Annotated in this window: 19 protein-coding genes; 7 read left to right on the top strand and 12 right to left on the bottom strand. The window is 66.3% G+C overall.

Annotated features, from left to right (window positions below):
• The first annotated feature begins 19 nt into the window (after positions 1-19).
• The gene (locus ABZ942_RS16270) at positions 20-382 is read left to right on the top strand and encodes a DUF1801 domain-containing protein (protein ID WP_357382588.1); all 363 of its coding nucleotides are present in this window, start codon (positions 20-22) and stop codon (positions 380-382) included.
• A 204-nt stretch (positions 383-586) separates the two neighbouring features.
• Here the strand turns inward: ABZ942_RS16270 and ABZ942_RS16275 are convergent, their stop codons facing one another.
• From ABZ942_RS16275 to ABZ942_RS16285, 3 genes are all read right to left on the bottom strand, one after another.
• Positions 587-1717 carry an NDMA-dependent alcohol dehydrogenase gene (locus ABZ942_RS16275; RefSeq protein WP_357382590.1) on the bottom strand — a complete coding sequence of 377 codons (1131 nt, stop codon included), beginning with the start codon at positions 1715-1717 and terminating at the stop codon, positions 587-589.
• Between the two features lie 145 nt (positions 1718-1862).
• Positions 1863-2390 (bottom strand): DinB family protein, encoded by a 528-nt coding sequence (locus tag ABZ942_RS16280; protein WP_357382592.1) that lies wholly within the window; start codon positions 2388-2390, stop codon positions 1863-1865.
• Positions 2391-2461: 71 nt separating this feature from the next.
• On the bottom strand, positions 2462-3526 hold the full coding sequence (locus ABZ942_RS16285; RefSeq protein WP_357382594.1) for a phosphotransferase family protein: 1065 nt from the start codon (positions 3524-3526) through the stop codon (positions 2462-2464).
• 80 nt (positions 3527-3606) lie between these two features.
• Between ABZ942_RS16285 and pabB the strand changes: the two genes are divergently transcribed.
• Together pabB and ABZ942_RS16295 are read left to right on the top strand one after the other, a co-directional pair.
• On the top strand, positions 3607-5862 hold the full coding sequence (pabB, locus tag ABZ942_RS16290; RefSeq protein WP_357382596.1) for an aminodeoxychorismate synthase component I: 2256 nt from the start codon (positions 3607-3609) through the stop codon (positions 5860-5862).
• A gap of 96 nt (positions 5863-5958) precedes the next feature.
• Entirely contained in the window at positions 5959-7755 is a 1797-nt protein-coding gene (locus tag ABZ942_RS16295) for a TerD family protein (RefSeq protein WP_357382598.1), read from the top strand.
• A 1-nt stretch (position 7756) separates the two neighbouring features.
• Here ABZ942_RS16295 and ABZ942_RS16300 read toward each other — a convergent pair whose 3' ends face one another.
• The 4 genes from ABZ942_RS16300 to ABZ942_RS16315 form a co-directional block, all read right to left on the bottom strand.
• Entirely contained in the window at positions 7757-8485 is a 729-nt protein-coding gene (locus tag ABZ942_RS16300; RefSeq protein WP_357382600.1) for a TetR/AcrR family transcriptional regulator, read from the bottom strand.
• Between the two features lie 8 nt (positions 8486-8493).
• Complete coding sequence (locus ABZ942_RS16305; protein WP_357383187.1) at positions 8494-9723, bottom strand: cytochrome P450; 1230 nt, start codon at positions 9721-9723, stop codon at positions 8494-8496.
• A 280-nt stretch (positions 9724-10003) separates the two neighbouring features.
• Positions 10004-11419: a DUF1254 domain-containing protein gene (locus ABZ942_RS16310; RefSeq protein ID WP_357382602.1), complete on the bottom strand. Its 1416-nt coding sequence runs from the start codon at positions 11417-11419 to the stop codon at positions 10004-10006.
• 82 nt (positions 11420-11501) lie between these two features.
• Positions 11502-11795 carry a hypothetical protein gene (locus tag ABZ942_RS16315; protein WP_357382603.1) on the bottom strand — a complete coding sequence of 98 codons (294 nt, stop codon included), beginning with the start codon at positions 11793-11795 and terminating at the stop codon, positions 11502-11504.
• Between the two features lie 432 nt (positions 11796-12227).
• Here ABZ942_RS16315 and ABZ942_RS16320 point away from each other — a divergent pair, with 432 nt between their 5' ends.
• A complete protein-coding gene (locus ABZ942_RS16320) occupies positions 12228-12506 on the top strand; it encodes a hypothetical protein (protein ID WP_040733125.1) in 279 nt (92 codons plus the stop codon).
• 110 nt (positions 12507-12616) lie between these two features.
• On the opposite strand, the gene ABZ942_RS16325 is transcribed toward ABZ942_RS16320, so the two are convergent.
• Together ABZ942_RS16325 and ABZ942_RS16330 are read right to left on the bottom strand one after the other, a co-directional pair.
• On the bottom strand, positions 12617-13921 hold the full coding sequence (locus ABZ942_RS16325) for a carotenoid oxygenase family protein (RefSeq protein ID WP_357382605.1): 1305 nt from the start codon (positions 13919-13921) through the stop codon (positions 12617-12619).
• A gap of 26 nt (positions 13922-13947) precedes the next feature.
• Positions 13948-14544 (bottom strand): hypothetical protein, encoded by a 597-nt coding sequence (locus ABZ942_RS16330; RefSeq protein ID WP_357382607.1) that lies wholly within the window; start codon positions 14542-14544, stop codon positions 13948-13950.
• 57 nt (positions 14545-14601) lie between these two features.
• Between ABZ942_RS16330 and ABZ942_RS16335 the strand changes: the two genes are divergently transcribed.
• Positions 14602-15123: a PadR family transcriptional regulator gene (locus ABZ942_RS16335; protein ID WP_357382609.1), complete on the top strand. Its 522-nt coding sequence runs from the start codon at positions 14602-14604 to the stop codon at positions 15121-15123.
• A 14-nt stretch (positions 15124-15137) separates the two neighbouring features.
• Here ABZ942_RS16335 and ABZ942_RS16340 read toward each other — a convergent pair whose 3' ends face one another.
• The gene (locus tag ABZ942_RS16340; RefSeq protein ID WP_357382611.1) at positions 15138-16397 is read right to left on the bottom strand and encodes a VWA domain-containing protein; all 1260 of its coding nucleotides are present in this window, start codon (positions 16395-16397) and stop codon (positions 15138-15140) included.
• A 123-nt stretch (positions 16398-16520) separates the two neighbouring features.
• On the opposite strand from ABZ942_RS16340, the gene ABZ942_RS16345 reads away from it, so the two are divergent.
• On the top strand, positions 16521-17897 hold the full coding sequence (locus ABZ942_RS16345; RefSeq protein WP_357382613.1) for an MFS transporter: 1377 nt from the start codon (positions 16521-16523) through the stop codon (positions 17895-17897).
• Complete coding sequence (locus ABZ942_RS16350; RefSeq protein ID WP_357382615.1) at positions 17887-18306, top strand: MarR family transcriptional regulator; 420 nt, start codon at positions 17887-17889, stop codon at positions 18304-18306. The genes ABZ942_RS16345 and ABZ942_RS16350 overlap by 11 nt, the downstream gene beginning before the upstream one ends.
• A gap of 12 nt (positions 18307-18318) precedes the next feature.
• On the opposite strand, the gene ABZ942_RS16355 is transcribed toward ABZ942_RS16350, so the two are convergent.
• Entirely contained in the window at positions 18319-19002 is a 684-nt protein-coding gene (locus ABZ942_RS16355) for a hypothetical protein (protein WP_357382617.1), read from the bottom strand.
• A 160-nt stretch (positions 19003-19162) separates the two neighbouring features.
• Positions 19163-19336 (bottom strand): CsbD family protein, encoded by a 174-nt coding sequence (locus ABZ942_RS16360; protein ID WP_357382619.1) that lies wholly within the window; start codon positions 19334-19336, stop codon positions 19163-19165.
• Between the last annotated feature and the right edge of the window lie 65 nt (positions 19337-19401).

Genomic DNA, 19401 nt, shown 5'->3' on the forward strand with positions numbered 1-19401 from the left:
CACGGAATCGAGGGACCTCGTGGCAGAGCAGCCCGCAACCATCGACACCTACATCGCCGCGTTTCCCGAAGACGTCCGCGGCATCCTCGAGGAAATCCGACACACCATCCAGCGCGCCCTACCGGAAGCGACGGAGAGGATCAGCTACGACATCCCCGCCTTCGCGGTGAACGGCCACAACACCGTCCACTTCGCCGGTTGGAAGAAGCACATCAGCCTCTACCCGATCCCGGACGGCGACAAGGCCTTCAACCGCGCCGTCGAACCATACCGAGCAGGCAAGGGAACCCTGAAGTTCCCACTCACCAAACCCATCCCCTACGACCTGATAGCCCAGGTCGCAACAACGCTGGCCACCCGCTCGATGGCGAAAACATCCTGACGGAACTTGTGACTACGCCGCCAGGGCTCCCACCGGACGGCATACAACCAATCTGTATACGGCGCGGGAGCGCCAGCGACCAAGCCCAATGGACAAAGTGGGCTTGTGACCTAGCCGAGCGTCAGCTCGGCGTAGTCACAAGCACGCTGCCCTAGCCGAGCGTCAGCTCGGCGTAGTCACAAGCACGCTGTACAAGCACGCTGATTACCAGTCGGCTTCGGTGTACTTGATGATGCCGCGGATGTTCTTGCCGTCCAGCATGTCCTGGTAGCCCTGGTTGATCTCCTCCAGGGAGTAGCTGCGGGTGACCATGTCGTCCAGGTTGAGCTGGCCCGCCTTGTACAGGCGGAGCAGGTTCGGCGCGTCCTGGCGCGCGTTGCCGCCGCCGAAGATGGTGCCCTTCACGGTCTTCTGCAGCATGGACAGCAGGAAGCTGTTCATCTTGACGTCGCCGGCGTCCATCCGGCCCATCGAGGTGACGACGAGCGTGCCGGCCTTGGCGGTGAGGATCAGCCCCTCTTCGACGTAGTCGCCGTGCATCTCGCCCATGGTGAGAATGACCTTCTCGGCCATCCGTCCCTCGGTGGCGTCCATCAGCGGCATGATCGCCGCGGCCATGCTCTCGTAGGTGTGCGTGGCGCCGAACTTCTGCGCCTGCTCGCGCTTCCACGGATTCGGGTCGATGGCAACGACTTTCGACGCACCGGAGAGCACCGCGCCCTGCAGCGCGCTCATGCCGACACCGCCGATGCCCGCGATCACCACGGTCTCACCCGGCTCGACCTGCGCGACGTGGGTGGCCGAGCCGAAGCCGGTCGGCACACCACAGCCGACCAGGCAGGCCACCTCGAACGGGATGCTCGGGTCGATCTTCACGACCGAGGTGTGATGCACCGTCATGTACGGCGCGAACGTGCCGAGCAGGCACATCGGGATGACGTTCTCGCCGCGCGCCTGGATCCGGTAGGTGCCGTCGCTGATCGCCTGCCCCATCAGCAGCCCCGCACCCAGATCGCACAGCGCCATATTGCCGCTCACGCAGGACGGACAGCGCCCGCACGCGGGAATGAACGACAGGATGACATGATCACCCACCGCCAGATCGGTGGGGCAGTTCGGCCCGAGCTTGGTGATCACGCCCGCGCCCTCGTGCCCGCCCATCACCGGGAAGGCGGGCATCGGCGTCGCGCCGGTGACGATGTGATGGTCCGAATGGCACATGCCCGCTGTTTCCAGCCGGATCTGCACCTCGCCGGAGACCGGATCGCCGACCTCGATCTCTTCTACCGACCACGGTTGGTCGATCCCCCACAGGATCGCGCCCTTCGTCTTCATTCCTGTCGACCCTCTCGCATGCACGTGCTTATATGTGACTGCACCCACACTAAGGCAAAAATGGAACGCGTTCTAGTACCGAGTTGAAAATTCAGCGGTACCGGCGGTCGAGGGTCCGGAACACGTTCTAGTCCCGGTTCGAATATCAGCCGCGCACGTCGTGCACGTGGTGGACCAGGTCGTGGATGAAGTAGCGCGCGAACGAGTCGACCGTGAAGCCGGCCCCGTCGCTGCGTTCGCCGCGCCGGCCTCGTTCATCGAGCGGAACCGACTCGAAGGCGTGCGCGATCGCCTCGGCCGCGGCGGCAAGTTCGGTGGCGACCTGCGCCGGGTCCTGCTGGTCGTACCGATCGGTCACGGCGGTCTCGTCCTGGTCCCAGTTCGCGAAGCGCGAGTCCGTGTCGTCCGTACCGCTCAACATCTGCGCGAGGCGGGTGTCGAAGAGGCGGCACACGTCGCGGACGTGCGCACCGTATTCCAGCGACGACCAGGTCGATTCGTCCGGGCGGACCCGGGCATCGGGACGAGCCAGCACCTCGGCGAATCGCGACGCGGTGTCGCGCGTCAGTGGCGGCACATCCTCGTAGCGGACCGCGGCAGGGTCGAAACCGCATTCGGCACAGGCACGTTCGAGCACCCAGGTCCAGTTCTTCACATCAGGAACGATCGGCATGCCGCAAACTTAACCTGGCCGTATATCGCCAACCACTGATATTCAGCCAACTGTCGGTAACATCCCGACAATTACTCCATCAGCTGCTGCGCACGCTCGAACAGTTCCAGCGTGATGGCGTGCAGGAAGTCGCCGACCTGCTTGGGCGCCTTGCCCGCGAACGCACGGGCGTGCGTGCCCTCCAGCACGATGCCGAGCTTGAAACAGGCGAGCACGGTGTACCACGGGACGGCACCGAGGTCACGGTCGGAGAACTTGCCGTAGTGGGCCACCATCTCGTCCGGAGTGGGCAGCCCGCCCGCGGCGCCGAGCTTGCCGACCAGCGCGGCCCCGGTGCTGCCCGGCTCCGGCCTGGTCGCGATCTGCCAGCCCAGATCGAGCAGCGGATCACCGATGGTCGACATCTCCCAGTCGACCATGGCCGCAACCTCGGGGCCGTCGAAGGAGAACATCATGTTCGCGAGGTGGCAGTCGCCGTGCAGGATGCCCGGCGTCCACTGCGCGGGCCGATTGCGGTCCAGCCACTCGCCGGTCCGCTCGACGCCCGGGATCTGCGGGCCGGGGTAGCCCTCGTTGGCCGAGTACGACTCGAGTTCGCCGAGCCAGCGCGGCACCTGACGCTCCAGGAAGCCGTCGGGCTTGCCGTAATCGGACAATCCGAGGGCCTGATAGTCGAGCGCGCCGAGCCGGGCGATGGCCTCGACCGCGGACAGGCCCATCTCCTTGCGGATCGCCGGATCGCCCGCGTGCAACTCCGGCAGCTCGTTGGCCGGATTGAAGCCGTCGATCGGCTCCATCAGATAGAACACCGCGCCGATCACCGAGTCGTCGGGGCAGGCCGCGATCACCCGCGGCGCGCGCACATCGGTGCCGTTGATCGCGCCGAGCAGCCTGGCCTCGCGCCGGATCACGTCGTTGCTCTTGGTGCGCAGATGCTTCGGGCCGCGGCGCAGCACATAGTCCGCGCCGCCGCGACCGAACCGGAGCATGACGTTCTGCGTCCCGCCGCCGAGCGCGGTCACCTCCTCGAATTCGCCTGCGGGCAGGCCCTGCTCATCCATCCACTTGCCGACGAGGGCGAAGTCGACGAGTGCCGGATCCACGCCAACTGGTTGCGCAACAGACATGTCCAACATTGTGCACCACCCGTCGAACCGAACTGAGGGCACTAGACGACAGTTACGCCCAACCGGCGCGGCGTAGGGTTTCGAGCACCATGCGCACGTTGTTGATCGACAATTACGACTCGTTCACCTATAACCTGTATCAGCTGATCAGCGAGGTGAACGGCATCGAGCCGACTGTCGTGCGCAATGACGAGGTCGGCGAGCTGGAATTGGCCCGCTTCGACAACATCGTCATCTCGCCCGGACCGGGCCGACCGGACGTCGCCCGCGATGTCGGCATCTCGGCCGCGGTGATCCGCGAGACGGATCTGCCATTGCTCGGCGTCTGCCTCGGACATCAGGGCATCGTGGTCGCCGCGGGCGGCACCGTCGCGATCGCCCCGGCCGCGCGGCACGGCTACCTCGACCGGATCGAACACGACGATCAGGACCTCTTCGCGGGCCTGCCCCAGGGTTTCACCGCCGTCCGATACCACTCACTGTGCGCCGAGCAGCCGCTGCCGGACGGCCTGGAAATCACCGCGACGGCCGCCGACGGGGTGATCATGGGAGTGCGGCATCGCACCCGGCCGCAGTGGGGCGTGCAGTTCCATCCCGAGTCGATCGCCAGCGAATACGGCGCCGCGCTGCTGCGCAACTTCGCGAAACTGACTGCGGCACACCGGGCGCGCGCGACCGGCCGGGCGACGGCGTCGGGGCGACCGGACCAGGTGACCATGCGGCTACGGCCGGTCACCATCGCCTCACCGGACGTCGCGCAATCCCGTTTGGAGACAACACAATCCACGCTTTCCCCCGAGCAATTCCCGGCCCTTGTCGAGCAATTCGGCGCGCTGGGCAGCGGTTTACTCAGCGGCGCAGCAGGTTCGGCGCGCCCTGAGATCCTCGATCGCTACGGCGGCCCGCCCCGGCACTGGCAACTGCAGCACGCCGTGCTCGACCGGCCGATCGATACCGAGAGCGCGTTCGTCCGGCTGTATGGCAACTCCCCCACCGCTTTCTGGCTCGACAGCGAACACGTCGAGCCGGGCCTCGACCGGTTCTCGTTCCTGGGTGACGCGAGCGGACCGCTGGCGGAGGTGGTGCGCTACCGGGTCGGTACGGGCGAGGTGACCGTCGAATCCTCGGACGGGAATCGGCGCGTGGTCGCCGGTGGCGTGCTCGACTATCTGGCCGCCGAACTGCGGTTGCGCCACCTCGAACTGCCCGATCTGCCTTTCGATTTCGCGGGCGGGTACGTCGGGTATCTGGGGTATGAGGTGAAGGCCGATACGGGCGGACGGGCGGCTCATCGAGCGCCGACACCGGACGCGCAGTGGATCTTCGCCGACCGGATCGTGGTGGTCGACCACGTCGGCGGCCGCACCCATCTACTGTCGCTGACGGATTCGACGGCCGACTCGCTGCGCGCGGGCGCCGACTGGCTGCGCGACACCGGCGAAACCCTGGAAACCCTTCCGACATGGGCGAATCCACCGACCCTGGAAGTGCCATCGGACGGCGACATGGTCGAGCCGCTGCTGACCCGCGGCCGGGAACGCTACCTCGCCGACATCGCGATCTGCCGGGAACGACTGCTCGCGGGCGAGTCCTACGAGATCTGCCTCACCGACAGCGTCACCGTGCCCGCCGTCGAGGACGGCGGCCTCGACTTCTACCGCACGTTGCGCCGCTGCAATCCGGCCCCGTACGCGGCGTTCCTGCGCTTCGACGACCTCGAAATCGCCTGCTCCTCACCGGAACGCTTCCTGAAGATCGACCGGAGCCACACGGTGGAGAGCAAGCCGATCAAGGGCACCGCCCCGCGCGGCAGCACGCCCGCCGAGGACGAACGGCTGGCCCGCGAACTGGCCGACAGCCCGAAGACCAGGGCCGAGAACCTGATGATCGTCGACCTGCTGCGCAACGACCTGGGCCGGGTGTGCGAGATCGGCAGCGTGCACGTGCCGAAGCTGATGGCCATCGAGTCGTATATGACGATGCACCAACTGGTTTCCACGGTGCGCGGCACGCTGCGCCCCAGCGTCGGCGTGATCGACTGCCTGCGTGCGTGTTTCCCCGGCGGCTCGATGACCGGCGCGCCGAAGCTGCGCACCATGGAGATCATCGACGAGTTGGAGACCGAGGCGCGCGGCATCTATTCCGGCACCATCGGCTTCCTCGGGCTCGGCGGCACCGCCGACCTCAACATCGTCATCCGCACCGCCGTGCGCTACGACGGCCGCTGGCGGATCGGCGCGGGCGGCGCCATCGTGCTCGACTCCGACGCCGAGGACGAATACCACGAGATGGTGCTCAAGGCCGCCGCCACCTTGCGCGCGGCGACGGACCGTGTAGCTCGCTGAATCAGCCCGAAAACACCCGCTGACGGCGTGCGGCCCGCCGAGTAGCGGGGTCGGCTGAGTCGGCGTGTCGGAGGGTCGTGGCATAGTTCGAGCACGATGAAACTCAGCAAAGGCGCCAATGCAGCGGTACCGACATCCCTTCTTGCCGTGGTTGTTTCGTGGCGGTCGGAACACGCGGTAGACGCGCATGCCCTCTTGCTCGACGAGTCGGGCAGGGTGCGCACGGATCGCGATCTGGTGTTCTACAACGCCCCGCGCCATGTTTCCCAGGCGGTGACCCTGGATCAAGAGCCCGCGCCGCGGACCGCCCGGCTGAGTGTTTCGCTGCCGCGCACCGAGTCGGACGTGGCGCGGATCCTGATCACCGGGTCGATCGACGACGGCACCTTCGGCGACCTCACCGGCCTGTCCCTCACCATTCACGACGCGCACGGCCCGATGGCCGGGTTCGAGATCGAGGACGCCGACCCCGTCACCGCGCTGATGTTCGGCGAGTTCTACCGCAGGGACGGGCAGTGGCGATTCCGCGCCATCGCCCAGGGCTGGTCCACCGGATTGCCCGGGCTGGTCACCGAATTCGGCGTCAGCGTCGACGAGCAGCCGCGAACGTCACACCCGGCGAACCCGTTCGGTGGCCGCGCACCGCAGCCCCCGACGCTGGAGCGCATTCCCGTCGACGGCGACGCGTTCGATCAGGAGCAGGCCCCGACGAATCCCCGAATGCGGCACACGGATCTGCTCGACCCGCCCGCGACTCGCTCGCACCAGCAACGCCCGGTCGATCTCGCCCGACGCCTGGCCGACCCGATACCCGCGCCCGCCCCGCCACCGAATCCCGAACTGGCCGACTGGCATTCGGACCCGGAGAACCCGGCCCGGTTGCGGTGGTGGGACGGCACCGAATGGACCAGCGCCACCCACCAGCGCCACCAGCCCCGCGACCGGCACTGCGACCGCTGCGGAAACCTCCGCCGCCGCAAGATGTTCGGCGGCCTCGCACCGTGCCAGTCGTGTGAAACGGAGATCGAGGAGTTCCTCACCCACTGGCACACCCAGGCGTGGCGGGTGCTCACCGCGCACGGGCCGCGCGGCCCCGAGTGGGCGGCACTGTGGGCGTCCTTGCGGTATCAGCGAATCGAGGAGAGCGCGGGCCGCGAGGCGTTGCGCGACGCGGCGCTCAGCTATGTGGAGCGGTTGGTCACCTTCACCTTCGCCGACGGCGAGGTCGAGCACGACGAGCTGGCGGCATTCGAGAACGCCGTCACCGAACTGGCCCTGGCCGGTCCATTGATCGAGGACCTGCGTCGCCGAATGCATCGCGGCCGCACCCTGTCCCGGCTGCGCGCGGGCGACCTGCCGGTGATGCGGACGCCGGGCCTGCACCTCGATCCCGAGGAGAAGGTGCATCTGGATCTGCCCGCGGTGCACGTCCGCCAACTGGCCCGCGGCCCGCGGCTCACCGAGGGCAGGATGATCGTCAGCAACAAGAAGCTGCGCTTCGTCGGCGACGGCACGGGCACCGAATTGCTGTGGTCCCGTGTCGTTTCCGTGCATACCGAGCAGAACGCGGTGGTGCTCGCGGCGACCTCGTCGCGCGGCGGCGCCACCTTCACCGTCAGCGACCCGGACTACGTCGCCGCCGCACTCGAGGGCGCGCTACGGGTGGCCAAGCGCCTGATCCTCACTCCCGGTCAGCTCGACACCCGCAGCATCCCGCAGGAGGTGAAAGCCGAAGTCTGGCAGCGCGACGGCGGCAAATGCGTCGAATGCGGCGACAGCCACTACCTCGAGTTCGACCACATCATCCCGCTCAGCCGCGGCGGCGCGACCAGCGCCACCAACCTGCAGATCCTGTGCCGCGCCTGCAACCGCGCGAAGGGCGCGCGCATCTGAGCTAGTCGGTCAGTAGGCCGGCGGCGTGGCCGAGGTCGAGAAGCATGGCATCGAAGAGGATCTCCGGGTTGGACAGCGGGATCGGGTAGTTGCCGAAGACCTCGAGGGTGACGTGCCCGTAGAGGCGCGCCCACATCTGGATCATCAGGTACATCACGCCCAGGTCGAGCTTCTCCGCCGGGAACTTCTGCCCGGACTCCGACAACGCCGCGAGCAGTTCGGTCTGGAAGTGCACCAGATCTTCGCGCAGCTCCGGCGGAATGACGTCGGTAGGCGGCGTGACGATGTCGTAGTTGGCCAGCAACCGGCCCGCCGCCGCGAGAAAGATCCGTCCGAACGGCTCGTCGAAGCGGCGCAGCGCGCGGGCTTCGCCGCCGCCGGGCGAGGCGAACACCAGGGTGAACTCCCTGGTGTGCGCCAGCGCCCAGCGGCGGAATCCCTTGCAAATGGCGAAGAACTGCACCACGCCGTCGTCGGGCAGCGTGGCGATCTCGGCGGACAACTCGTCGCCGAGATCGGCACAGAATTCCAGGCGCAGCCGTTCCAACAGGTCGTCCAAGGACCCGTAATAGCGGTACAGCGCGGGTGCGGTGATGCCGAGCTCGCGCGCGATCGCACGCAGGCTCACCGCCGCTTGTCCATGGTCGACAAGCAACGTCCTGGCCACCCGCCGGATCTCAGCGTCGGTCACGATCGGCGAGCGGCCCCGGGGTTTGGTGGGGTTACTCATCCTGTGATTCAAGCGTATTCGACATCCCACCGCTTGATGCCGTTCAACCAGCCGGAACGCAATCGCACAGGTTCTGCGACCTGACGCAGATTCGGCATCGCGTCGGCGATGGCGTTGAACATCAGATCGATCTGCAACCGGGCCAGATTCGCGCCGACGCAGTAGTGCGTGCCGGTGCCGCCGAAACCGACGTGTGGGTTGGGATTGCGCAGCACATCGAAGCTGAACGGATCCTGGAACGCTTCCTCGTCGTAGTTCGCCGAGCCGTAGAACAGCCCGATCCGCTGGCCCTTCTTGATCTGCTGGCCGCCGAGTTCGAGATCCTGGGTCGCGGTGCGCTGGAAGGCGTTCACCGGCGTGGCCCAGCGGACGATCTCGTCGGGCGCGGTGCGCGGCCGCTGCGCCTTGTACAGCTCCCACTGGTCCGGGTTGTCCACGAACGCCTTCATGCCGTGCGTGATCGAGTTGCGGGTGGTCTCGTTGCCGGCCACCGAGAGCAGGATGACGAAGAAGGCGAACTCGTCGGAGGCCAGGCCCTCGCCGTCGATATCGGCGTTGACCAGCTGGGTGACGATGTCGTCGGCCGGGCACTTGCGGCGGTCCTCGGCCATGTTCCACGCGTAGCCCATCACCTCGGCCGTCGCCGCCTGGTGATCGCCCTCGAATTCGGGATCGTCGTAGGAGATCATCTGGTTGGACCAGTCGAAGATCTTGCGGCGATCCTCCTGCGGGATGCCGATGAGCTCGGCGATGGCCTGCAGCGGCAGCTCGCAGGCGACCTGCTCGACGAAGTCGCCGCGGCCGGTCTTCTTGGCGTCGTGCACGATCTTGGCCGCCCGCTCGGTGAGCGCGGCGCGCAGGCTCTCGATCGCGCGCGGCGTGAAGCCCTTCGAGATGATGCGGCGCACCTTGGTGTGCTTGGGCGGATCGAGGTTGATCAGCAGCATGTCGCTGAGCATGCCGATCTGCTCCGGTGTCACTTCCTCGTTGAACCGGATGATCGAGCCGTTCTCGTGCGAGGAGTACAGCTCGGGGTGCTTCGAGATCTCTTTGATGTGGTCGAGCTTGGACACGACCCAGTAGCCGCCGTCATCGAAGCCGCTGGCCCGGCCGGACTGCGCGCACCACCACACGGGGGCGGTGCGGCGCAGCTCGGCGAACTCCTGCACGGGCAGTCGGCTGGCGAGCATGTCGGGGTCGGTGAAATCGAATCCTGCGGGAATCGCGGGCGTGGTCACGGTCACGGGGCTATCTCCTACCGGTCTGGACTGCAGACCTCACAACGTTGTGTGGAACACGTTCCAGAAACGATGGAACCACAGAACCAGGGCTTGTGAACAGTGTTTAGTAAAACCCGTTTACTTAATTCCGATGTTCGAGTGACCGTGCTCGAACGCCCAGCTCAGTCGAGCCTGCGGAGGCATACGGGCAGGTCGAACGTGCCGTCGTCACCCCAGTTGCTTTCCGATTGCTCAGCCGTCTCGTCGGCAGCGCGCGCGGCGACCTGTTCGGACGACCTCAGGGCACTGGTGTCAGTCGCGGCGGTTGCCATCGAGCTTGGATTGCCTCGTCTTTCGGTGCATACAACCGCAGGGTGAGCGAGAACTGGCCCGACTCCGGGATGGGCAGCCAGTTGCCCGGCGGGACCGACGGACCCGGGTCGGCCTGCTGAACCGCGAGGTCGACGGAGCCATCGGGGTTGGGCACCACCGGGATCTGGTGGCCGATCGCGTAGATCCCGGCCGGGTTGGACATCAGGTAGCTGTCGGCGTCGTAGGCGGTCAGCGACCAGAAGGCGTCGACCGGCGGGGTCTGGCCCGCCGGGAAATGCAGCCGGAACCGGCCGGTGCTGCCGTTGGCACCGGCCGTGGCGAACAGCGTCGGATAGATCGCGTCCTGAGGCAGGTTGGCGCCCAACCCTTTCCACGCGACGGCGGCCCGCTGCAGGTAGTTGGTGCCGTAGGCGCCGATATCGGGATCGAAGGTCCAGCCGTTCTCGTTCACCGACTTCGGATCGAGGTAGACCGGAATCTGTTGTCGCGCTGTGCCTACCGCCGAGGCCAGTTCGGTGTCGGACAGGCCGACGACGCTACCGCCCGGCGTGATGCCGATCGTGGCAAGACGTTTCATGGCGGGGGCATCGCCGGGGGCGGGCGGGTTGATCGCCAGCACCGCGCACAGCCGGTCGAAGAAGGTCCGCGCGTCCATCTCGGCGACCTGTTTGGCCGGCGGCGTCGAAACTGCTTGCGGCGCAGATGGAACGGTTGGCGCCGGTCGTCGCGCGGTCCAGTCACTGAGCGACACCAGTTGCAATTGCTGTTGCAGCGCATGCACCGCGGGAAGGTCGTCCACGCCGTTGACCTGAATCCGGCCGAGCAGCCACACCGTCGGCGTCGGTACCGGCAACGGGGTGACATCGTCCGGCAGCGTGCCGGTCCAGCCGGGCCCGACGATGGCATAGGCGAACGGCGCACCCGACTTCGCCTGTGGCCGAACGCTGCTCGGGTTGTGCACGGTATTGGTCCACGCGTCGAGCAACTGCATCAGCCAGTACCGGCCGCCGTCCATCACAGGCACCTGCAACACCATCGGCTCGGCCCGCAGGTCCAGCCACGCCGACGAATACAGCGTGTCCAGGTTGAGCCGCACCACATCCCGGCGTGCGGGCGTCGGTAGCGCCGCAGCGTGCTGGAACCGATTGGCCGGGGTACTCGCCGCGGCGGCCGCCTTGGTGACGTCCATCAGGACCAGCGGGAAACCGAAGATGTAGGCGTCCTTGGCGATCGCCTCGGCAGCGCTCGGTGCCGTGGTGACGGGGCCGGACGACGGGTCGCCGGATCCGTCACACGCCGACAACCCGACCGCGGACGCCGCCACAGTCGCCGCCAAGCCGAACATGGCCCGGCGCGACATTCCGCCGTCGGTCTCGCCCATAGGTTTTTTCCCTGCTTCCGATCCGATCGGACATTGCGAGAGATCCGCGCAGGAGTATAGCCAAGGATTTGCCGAGCGACGCCTAGGTACCGAGCACGGCGTTCATGATGGTGCCCGCGCTTGTCGCGACAACGCCGCCGATCATGGCGCCCGCGATCATCTTCGGCGATTGCAGCGCGCCACCCTGCCACTTCTCCCAGGCGAACTTGCCGCCCGCGAAGATGATGGCGAGGATCCCGGAGAGCAGCGCGAACCAGGTGAGGTAGCGGACCATCTGTAACAGCTTGTCCGACAAGGGCGGCGCCTGCGGGGTCGGGTTGCTGACCTGCGCCAGGGTCGTGAAGGTATCCCCGATCGACGTCAAAATGATGCTCACCGTCTACTCCCTACGCTCCACTACAACTTTGCCGCCGCCGAGCTGCCACGCGAAAGCTGTTAAACCACCGATGAATTCGATCTTGGATGAGGATACGGGCACGGCGACACTCGTGTGGCCACCGCGGGTAGAACCACCCGGCGTCGACCACGATTGCCGGCCTTGCGAGCTCACGCTCCGCGGTATCACCAGCGGACTCGCCCCCAAGCAGTAGTGCGAGACAACCCGCCGACGGCACCGGCGGTGCGCGGCGACCGGGTCTTCGAGCACCCCGCCCCACCCATCATCCCGACCGACAGCAACCCCGGCAAGGCCCCGGCGACGCCGAACTTCACTGCGCTGCACCGACCCGACTGCATTGCAGCGAACAAACCGATACCATCGCAGTCAGCGAATCCTGCCCTGTCCCGAATCCAGAATGAGCTGACCACGATGATCCTGCTCGCCGTGCACGACACACTGCTTGCTCAGATCGGCAACCCCAGCCCCGAGGCTCCGCCGGTCTCCGACAAGTTCCTCCAACTGGTCCGCTACTTCACCTGGTTCGTCCTGCTGGCGGGCATCACCGCCATCATCTACGCGGGCGGCAAGTTCGCGTGGGAGAAGTGGACCGGCGGCGGACTCGACTCCCCGAAGATGGTGGCGGGCGCCATGATCGGCGGTGTCGTCGCGACAAGCGCGGGCACCATCATGAACGCCGTCATCGGCTGACCGCCCACACCACGAGAACCCCACTCCCCCAAGGTCTCCAGCCCGGCTGACGCGTTCACCGGACACGGAAAACCGCGGCGGTACCAAGCCCGCCGCGGCCTCGTCGCGAACTACTTATCCGCGAGCCAACTTCCGTGGAACCCGAACGGGACACGCTGCGGCAGGTGGATGGTGGCCACCGGGGCGGCGGCCACGTCGTCGGCATTCAGGATGGTCAGATCGCTACGGTCGGTTTCGGCGTTGTAGACATAGGTCATGAGATAGCCGTGCCCGCCGGGATTCTGGTCGGCGGGCGCGAAGGCGGCTTCACCCGGAATCCGACCGGGACCGAACTCGTGCGAGGCCTGGCTGCCGGTATGGAGGTCATAGCGCACGAGGGCACCGGAATCGCCGGCCACCGAGGCATGCCCGAAACGCGCGTCCAGACCGACCAGGCGATCGTCCACCCGCGGGAACTCCGCGTTGCGATCGTCGAGTTGTTCCTCGGTGACGGTGCCTGCGGTGAGATCGATGGTCCAGCGCCACAGGGTCGACTTGTCGAAGCCGTGTGAATCGGCGCGCCACAGCTCCGCGTAGCGCATCACGTACAGCACGATCTTGCCCGGCTCGTCGTACGCGTTGAGCGAGTGGAAGACATAGCAGGGGTCGATCGGGAACCAGCGGACCTCGCCGAACGGGTCGTCACGCCGCAGCACGCCGAGTCGCGCCTGGTAGCTGTCGCTCCAGCGGAACGGCATGCCGTCGCCGGCGGCCACGGTCGCCAGGTCGAAAACGACCGGCAGATCCATGAATACGACATGCTCGGCGGTGAGATTGAAGTCGTGCTGCATCGTCGCGGCAGGCACGTCGATGGGACGGCTGAGCAGCAGATTGCCGTCGGCGTCGGCGCGGTGGTAGGTCAGGAACGGCTCCCCGATCACCTCGTAGCCGAAGAAGTGCAGCTCGCCGGTGACCGGGCAGGTCTTGGGGTGCGCGGTCATCGCGGTGTGCAGCTTGCCGTCGAAATCGTAGGGGCCGACGGTGTCCAGCTCGCAGGTCAATTCATAGGGATAGGACGTTTCGACCAACGCCAGCGTGCGTCCCGCGTGCCGGATGACGTGGGTGTTGGCGACACCGGCCGCCAAGTTCCGCTCGCCCGTTTCGCTATAGCTGCGGGTGCCGTCGGTGAAGGTCGAGGTGCGCACCCAGCGGTTGCGGTAGGAGACGGCGCAGCCGTTCTCGATCCGCACCCCGTGCACCATGCCGTCGCCGGCGAACCAGTGCCGGGACGCGGCCTCGTGCGGGTTCGGGCCGTTGCGCAGGTACCAGCCGGTGAGCTCGGGCGGGATCTGCCCGGTGACGGCGAGATCGTGGGCGGTCAGTTCTTCGGTGACGGGTGCGTAGTTGCCGGTGAGGTGCGGGACAGCAGTAGTCATGGGAGACAACCGTTCTGGTCGAAAGGTCAGGCTTCGGCGGCAGTGCGCGCCTTGGACTGGATGTAGGCGACGTAGCGGATGGTGAAGACCACCGGAATCACGAAGGCCAGGACTTGAGCGATGGTCCGCGGCGTCGAGTCGGCATGCGCCAGTGCCGCCAGCACGAGGCAACCGATGACGAAGCTTGCCGCCCAGACCGAGGTGAGTACGTAGGAGGTGCGGATGAACACCGGGTTGTCCCAGAGTTCTTGCGGGCTGGTCTGTTTCGCGATACCGAGGGTGAAGGGCTTGCGCAGCGCCAGCGAGACGAGGGCGATCAGCGCGAGCACGCCCGAGGAGAGCGCCGGACTGTAGGGATGCAGGGCGGTATTCGGGTCAGCGAAGGCGAGCACCGTCAGTGCCGCGAAGAAGACCAGTGAGCCGATCTCGATCATCAAGGCGTCGAGGGTGCGGCCCGCACGCAACTGGCGGGCCACCTCGATCACCGACATGATCAGCGCGATCAGCGCCGCCCACTGCCAATGCGCGGAAGGGATCACTGCGTAGACGATCCAGGGGGCGAAAGTGCGCAAGTACGACATGTCCGAAAGCTCCTCGTTGCCGCGACATTCCAGTTGTGACATGTCGAAATTAGAGGCTCCGACTTCGACCTGTCAAGAGTGGAATGTAGAGTGGGGGCCATGAGTCTCCGTTACGCCATGCTCGGATTGCTGGCCGACCGCCCGGCCAGCGGTTACGACCTGCTGCAGCGGTTCAAGATCTCGCTGGCCAATGTCTGGTCTGCGACACAGAGTCAGATCTATACCGAGCTGGCCAAACTCGCCGAGGCCGAACTGATCGCCGTGTCCGACGAAGGCCCGCGCGGCCGCAAGGAATACACGATCACCGACGCCGGGCTGGCCGAGCTGCGCCACTGGCTCACCGACACCAGGCCGAAGCGGGTAATCCGCAACGAGACGCTGCTGCGCGTGTTCTTCCTCGGCGCGATCTCCCAGGTCGAGGCGGCGGACTATCTGGACGGCATCGCGACCAGGTCCGGCAAGAGCCGGGCGGACCTACTCGCGCTCAAAGAATCGAGCGTCGACTGGGACGACAACGACTTCTCCAGGTACGGCCGCATCGCGTTGGAGTGGGGCGAACGCTTCTTCGCGATGAACGAGGAATGGGCCAAGTGGGCCGTGGAGCAGATCCCCGAGGACTGAACACCATTGGCGGCTCAGCGCAGGATGCCCGCCGCCTTGGCCGCGCGCAACCACTCCGGGAATTCACCGAGCAATCGCGCGTACAGCTCGCCGTCGTCGACCTTATCGATGTCATCGAGCGCGAAAAAGCCTGCGTTGTCTACTATTCGGCCGGTCATCTCGTCGAGTGAACGCAAAAGTCCGTAGTTGGCGCGACCTAGTCCGATGAACTGCCAGAAGGCGGGCAGCTGTGCCGCCTCGCGCATCAGCGCGGCGATCTCGCGCTTGTTCGCGAAACCGCCATCGGTGAAGAACAGGATCAGGGTCGGCCCGTCGCCCGGGTGCAGTGAGGACATGATGTCGCGCATGATCGGCAATTCGTCGTTGCGGCCGCCGATTCGGCTGTAGTCGATGCCCGCATGCGTGCCATTGAGGTGCAGATAGGTGTGCGCCCATTCGTCGCCGTGCGCGACGGTGATGTCGGGCAGCTTGGCGAACGAGTGGGCATAGAGATACGCCTCGAGCGCGCCATTGTCGTCCAGCTGGGTCGCCACCGGAATCATCCGCTGCACCACCCGATGCACCACCTGGGTGCGGTACTGCTTCAGCATGCTGCCGGTCTTGTCGATCACCAGCACCACCCGTGCTCGAATCCCCCAGGCGTCCTTACTGATCAGCACCTTGGCGACGGCTCGCTTGCGCATGTCCAGCTTTTCACGCTTCTCGAACGAGAGCGCGGCCTCACCGGGCACGGTCCGTACCCGAAGATCCGATGCGGGTTCCGGCGCCGCGACAGGTGCGGGCGTATCGTCCACGCGCACACCGTGATCGGTGACGAGCGCCGCGAACCCGCCCGCGTACCCCTGCCCTACCGCCCGGACCTTCCACTCGGCACCGCGCCGATACAACTCGAGCGCGATCACCACCGACTCGCTACCGAGCCCTTCGATCCGGTACTCGTACAACACATTTCCGGACAGGTCGGCCACTGTTGCCACCGGCGCGCCGAACTGTCCGAACGTAGCGTTCGAATCGTCCAATGTGATCACGGCCCGCAGCTGCGCGATCTCCGCGGGCACCTCGGCAAACGAAACCTCCAGCGCCGCACCAGCACCCAACACGACGCCAGGCGCAGCCGGCTGATTGAAGAACACGAAGTCGGCGTCGGACCGTACCTTGCCCGCCCCGGTCACCAGCAACGCCGACACATCAACCGCGGCCTCGGTCCGCACCGACAACACGACCTTCGGTTGCGCCAGCACCCCGTTCTGCCCTTTGACGAGTGCAGCGACCACCGAGACTCCCTAGAACGGACCGACGAACCGTAGTCAGGGTAGGACAGTCGCTACCCGATCGCACCGCTGCGACCGCGATCACAGCTCTTGCGTTCAGAACAGTTGTGAAGTCACAATAGTTGTGTGATTACAACTGTCCAGGAGATGACCGCACGGCGTAAGACGCTTGTGCTCGCCACCTGTTGCCTGAGCCTGCTCATCGTTTCGATGGACTCGACCATCGTGAATGTCGCGATACCGAGCATTCAGACCGATCTGCACGCGCCGCTACCCCGGCTGCAGTGGATCGTCGACGTCTACACGCTCACCCTCGCCAGCCTGCTGATGCTGGCCGGTGCCACGGCGGATCGGTTCGGGCGGCGCAGGGTGTTCCGGATCGGGCTGGTCACCTTCGCGGTCGGTTCGCTGCTGTGCAGCCTCGCGCCGTCCATCGAGATCTTGATCGGCGCCAGGTTTCTGCAGGCCATCGGCGGTTCGATGCTCAACCCGGTAGCGATGTCGATCATCACCACCGTCTTCACCGGACGGGTGGAACGCGCTCGGGCGATCGGCGTCTGGGGTGCGGTGGTCGGCATCTCGATGGCACTCGGGCCGACCGTCGGCGGCGTGCTGATCGACGCCCTCGGCTGGGCGTCGGTGTTCTGGATCAACCTGCCGATCTGCCTGCTCGCGCTGGTGATGACGGTGCTGTTCGTGCCGGAATCGAAGTCGGCGACGGTGCGCGGCATCGATCCGATCGGGCAGCTGCTCGCGGTGGTGTTCCTGTTCGCCACGGTGTTCGGGCTGATCGAGCGCAGGCCGGTGATCTTCGTGGTGTCGGCGCTCGCGCTCGCCGCGTTCGTCTACTACGAGTCGCGCCGCGTTGATCCCTTCATCGATCTGCGGTTCTTCCGCAGCGTGCCGTTCGCCTCGGCGACGGTGATCGCCATCTTCTCGTTCGCCGCGCTCGGCGCGTTCCTGTTCAGCTGCTCGCTGTATTTGCAGCAGGTCCGGCACTATTCGGCGGTGCACACCGGCCTGCTGTACCTAGCGATGGCCATCGCTATGGTGATCGTCTCGCCGCTGTCGGGCCGCCTGGTCGGCCGGGTCGGGACCAAACCGTCGCTGATCGTCGCGGGTGTGATGATGACCGTCGCCGCCATCATGCTCACCACGCTCGATCCGAACACTCCGGTGTGGCAGCTGGTGATCATGTTCGCGATCTTCGGCATCGGCTTCGGCACGGTGAACGCGCCGATCACCACCACGGCGGTCAGCGGGATGCCGCTGGACCGGGCGGGCGCCGCGTCGGCGGTGGCCTCGACCAGCCGTCAGGTGGGCGTGAGCATCGGTGTCGCGCTGTGTGGCGCGCTGGCCGGCGCGGGACTGTGGTGGGTGATCGCGGTGCTGACCGCCGGTGTCGCCATACTCGGCATAGTCGCGAACACCCCGTGGGCCAAGCGGTCGAGTGACCGTGTCGCCCCACTGCTGGAACAGAAGGTGCCCGTCCATGCCGGATGACAACCCCACACCCGACGAGGTGTGGGCCCTGCTCACCCGAGTCGTGATGTACTCCCGCGACCCGTGGCGGCGCGCCGCGGTCGAGCGAACGGGTCTGCCGTTCAGTCGGATTCGCGTGCTGCGCCGCCTGCGAGCCGCGCCGCTGACCGTGACCGAGCTGGCGCACGCCGCGGCGATCGACGCACCGGCTGCCACGGTCGCGGTCAACGATCTCGAGGAGCAGGGTTACGTCGTCCGGGAGGTGGATCCGACCAACCGGCGCAAGAAGCTGGTGTCCATCACCACGGCCGGTCGTGCCGTACTCGCCAAGGCACTGGCGACGCCGGACCCCGCACCGGACTCGGTCAACGCGCTGCCCGCCGATGATCTGCGGGCACTACGCGACATCCTGAGCAGAATCGAGCATTGAGCCGGGAACCCTTCAGGCGCTGACGAATTCGCGATCGCCGTACTGCACGCTGCCCGCATCCCAGGTGCCACCGATGCCCGCGACGAATTGCTGCGCCAACGCCATATCGGCGACGTCGACCACGAGAATCAGCGTGTTCGCCTCGGTGACCGACCCGCCGACGAGGCGTTCGCGGGCCACCGGATCGGCGACGAGGCCGTCCCGGAACCGCCGCACGTCCACGCCCGTGATGGTCACCGTAAATGCATCCACCCCAGGGGAATTCGCGGCGAGCCGCTGAAACGTCAGCACCGATTCCTGCTGGAACCGCCCACGCACCTGGTCGGCGATCTGCCGCAGATCGGCACTGTCGACACAGGCCAGATGGAACTCGCGGGACCGTTCGTAGGTCGCCTGCTGCCGCTCATCGGACCAGAACACACCGCTGACCAACGTCGACCCTACGGGTAATCCGATGTGCTGCAACGCGATCCCGTCGACGGCCAGCTCGAACCCGTCCAGCCTGGTACGCAGTCGCTGATCTTCCGGGTCGGTGATGGTCGCGGTGTTGTCGGTCGCGAACAGTTCCGCGGTGGGCTGCAACGGATTTCCCGTCGCACACGCCACCGGTCCCGCGGTAGCGGGTCCCACTCCCCCCAGCAATCCCGCACTGACGAACACCGATGCAACAACAGCCACCATCCGTGCCGCGATCATCCCGATCCTCCCGAGTCGCCGATATACGCGATAGACCACCGCACCCTATCGCCGGACTCGGTGTGCTCGAGATGTTTTTACGAACGCCCCATTGGACGCGGACGAGCGGGTGGCGTCCGATGGGGACACGCACCCGCTCGAGCAGCGGCCGGACTATCCGTCAGTTACGGAAAGCATCCTTGACCTTCTCGCCCGCGTCCTTGAGGTTGGACTTGACCTGGTCGGCCTTGCCCTCGTTCTTCAGGTCCTGGTCGTCGGTGGCGTTACCGAACTTCTCCTTGGCCTGACCGGCGAGTTCTTCGGCTTTGTTCTTGGCCTTGTCAACTGCGCTCACTGTCTAACCCCTTTCGATTGGGTTCGACCGACCTGCCTTTATCGGGCCAGTCGTGTGGCGGATAA

The sequence above is a fragment of the Nocardia sp. NPDC046473 genome, assembly GCF_040645995.1.
In the GTDB taxonomy this organism is placed as follows: Bacteria; Actinomycetota; Actinomycetes; order Mycobacteriales; family Mycobacteriaceae; genus Nocardia.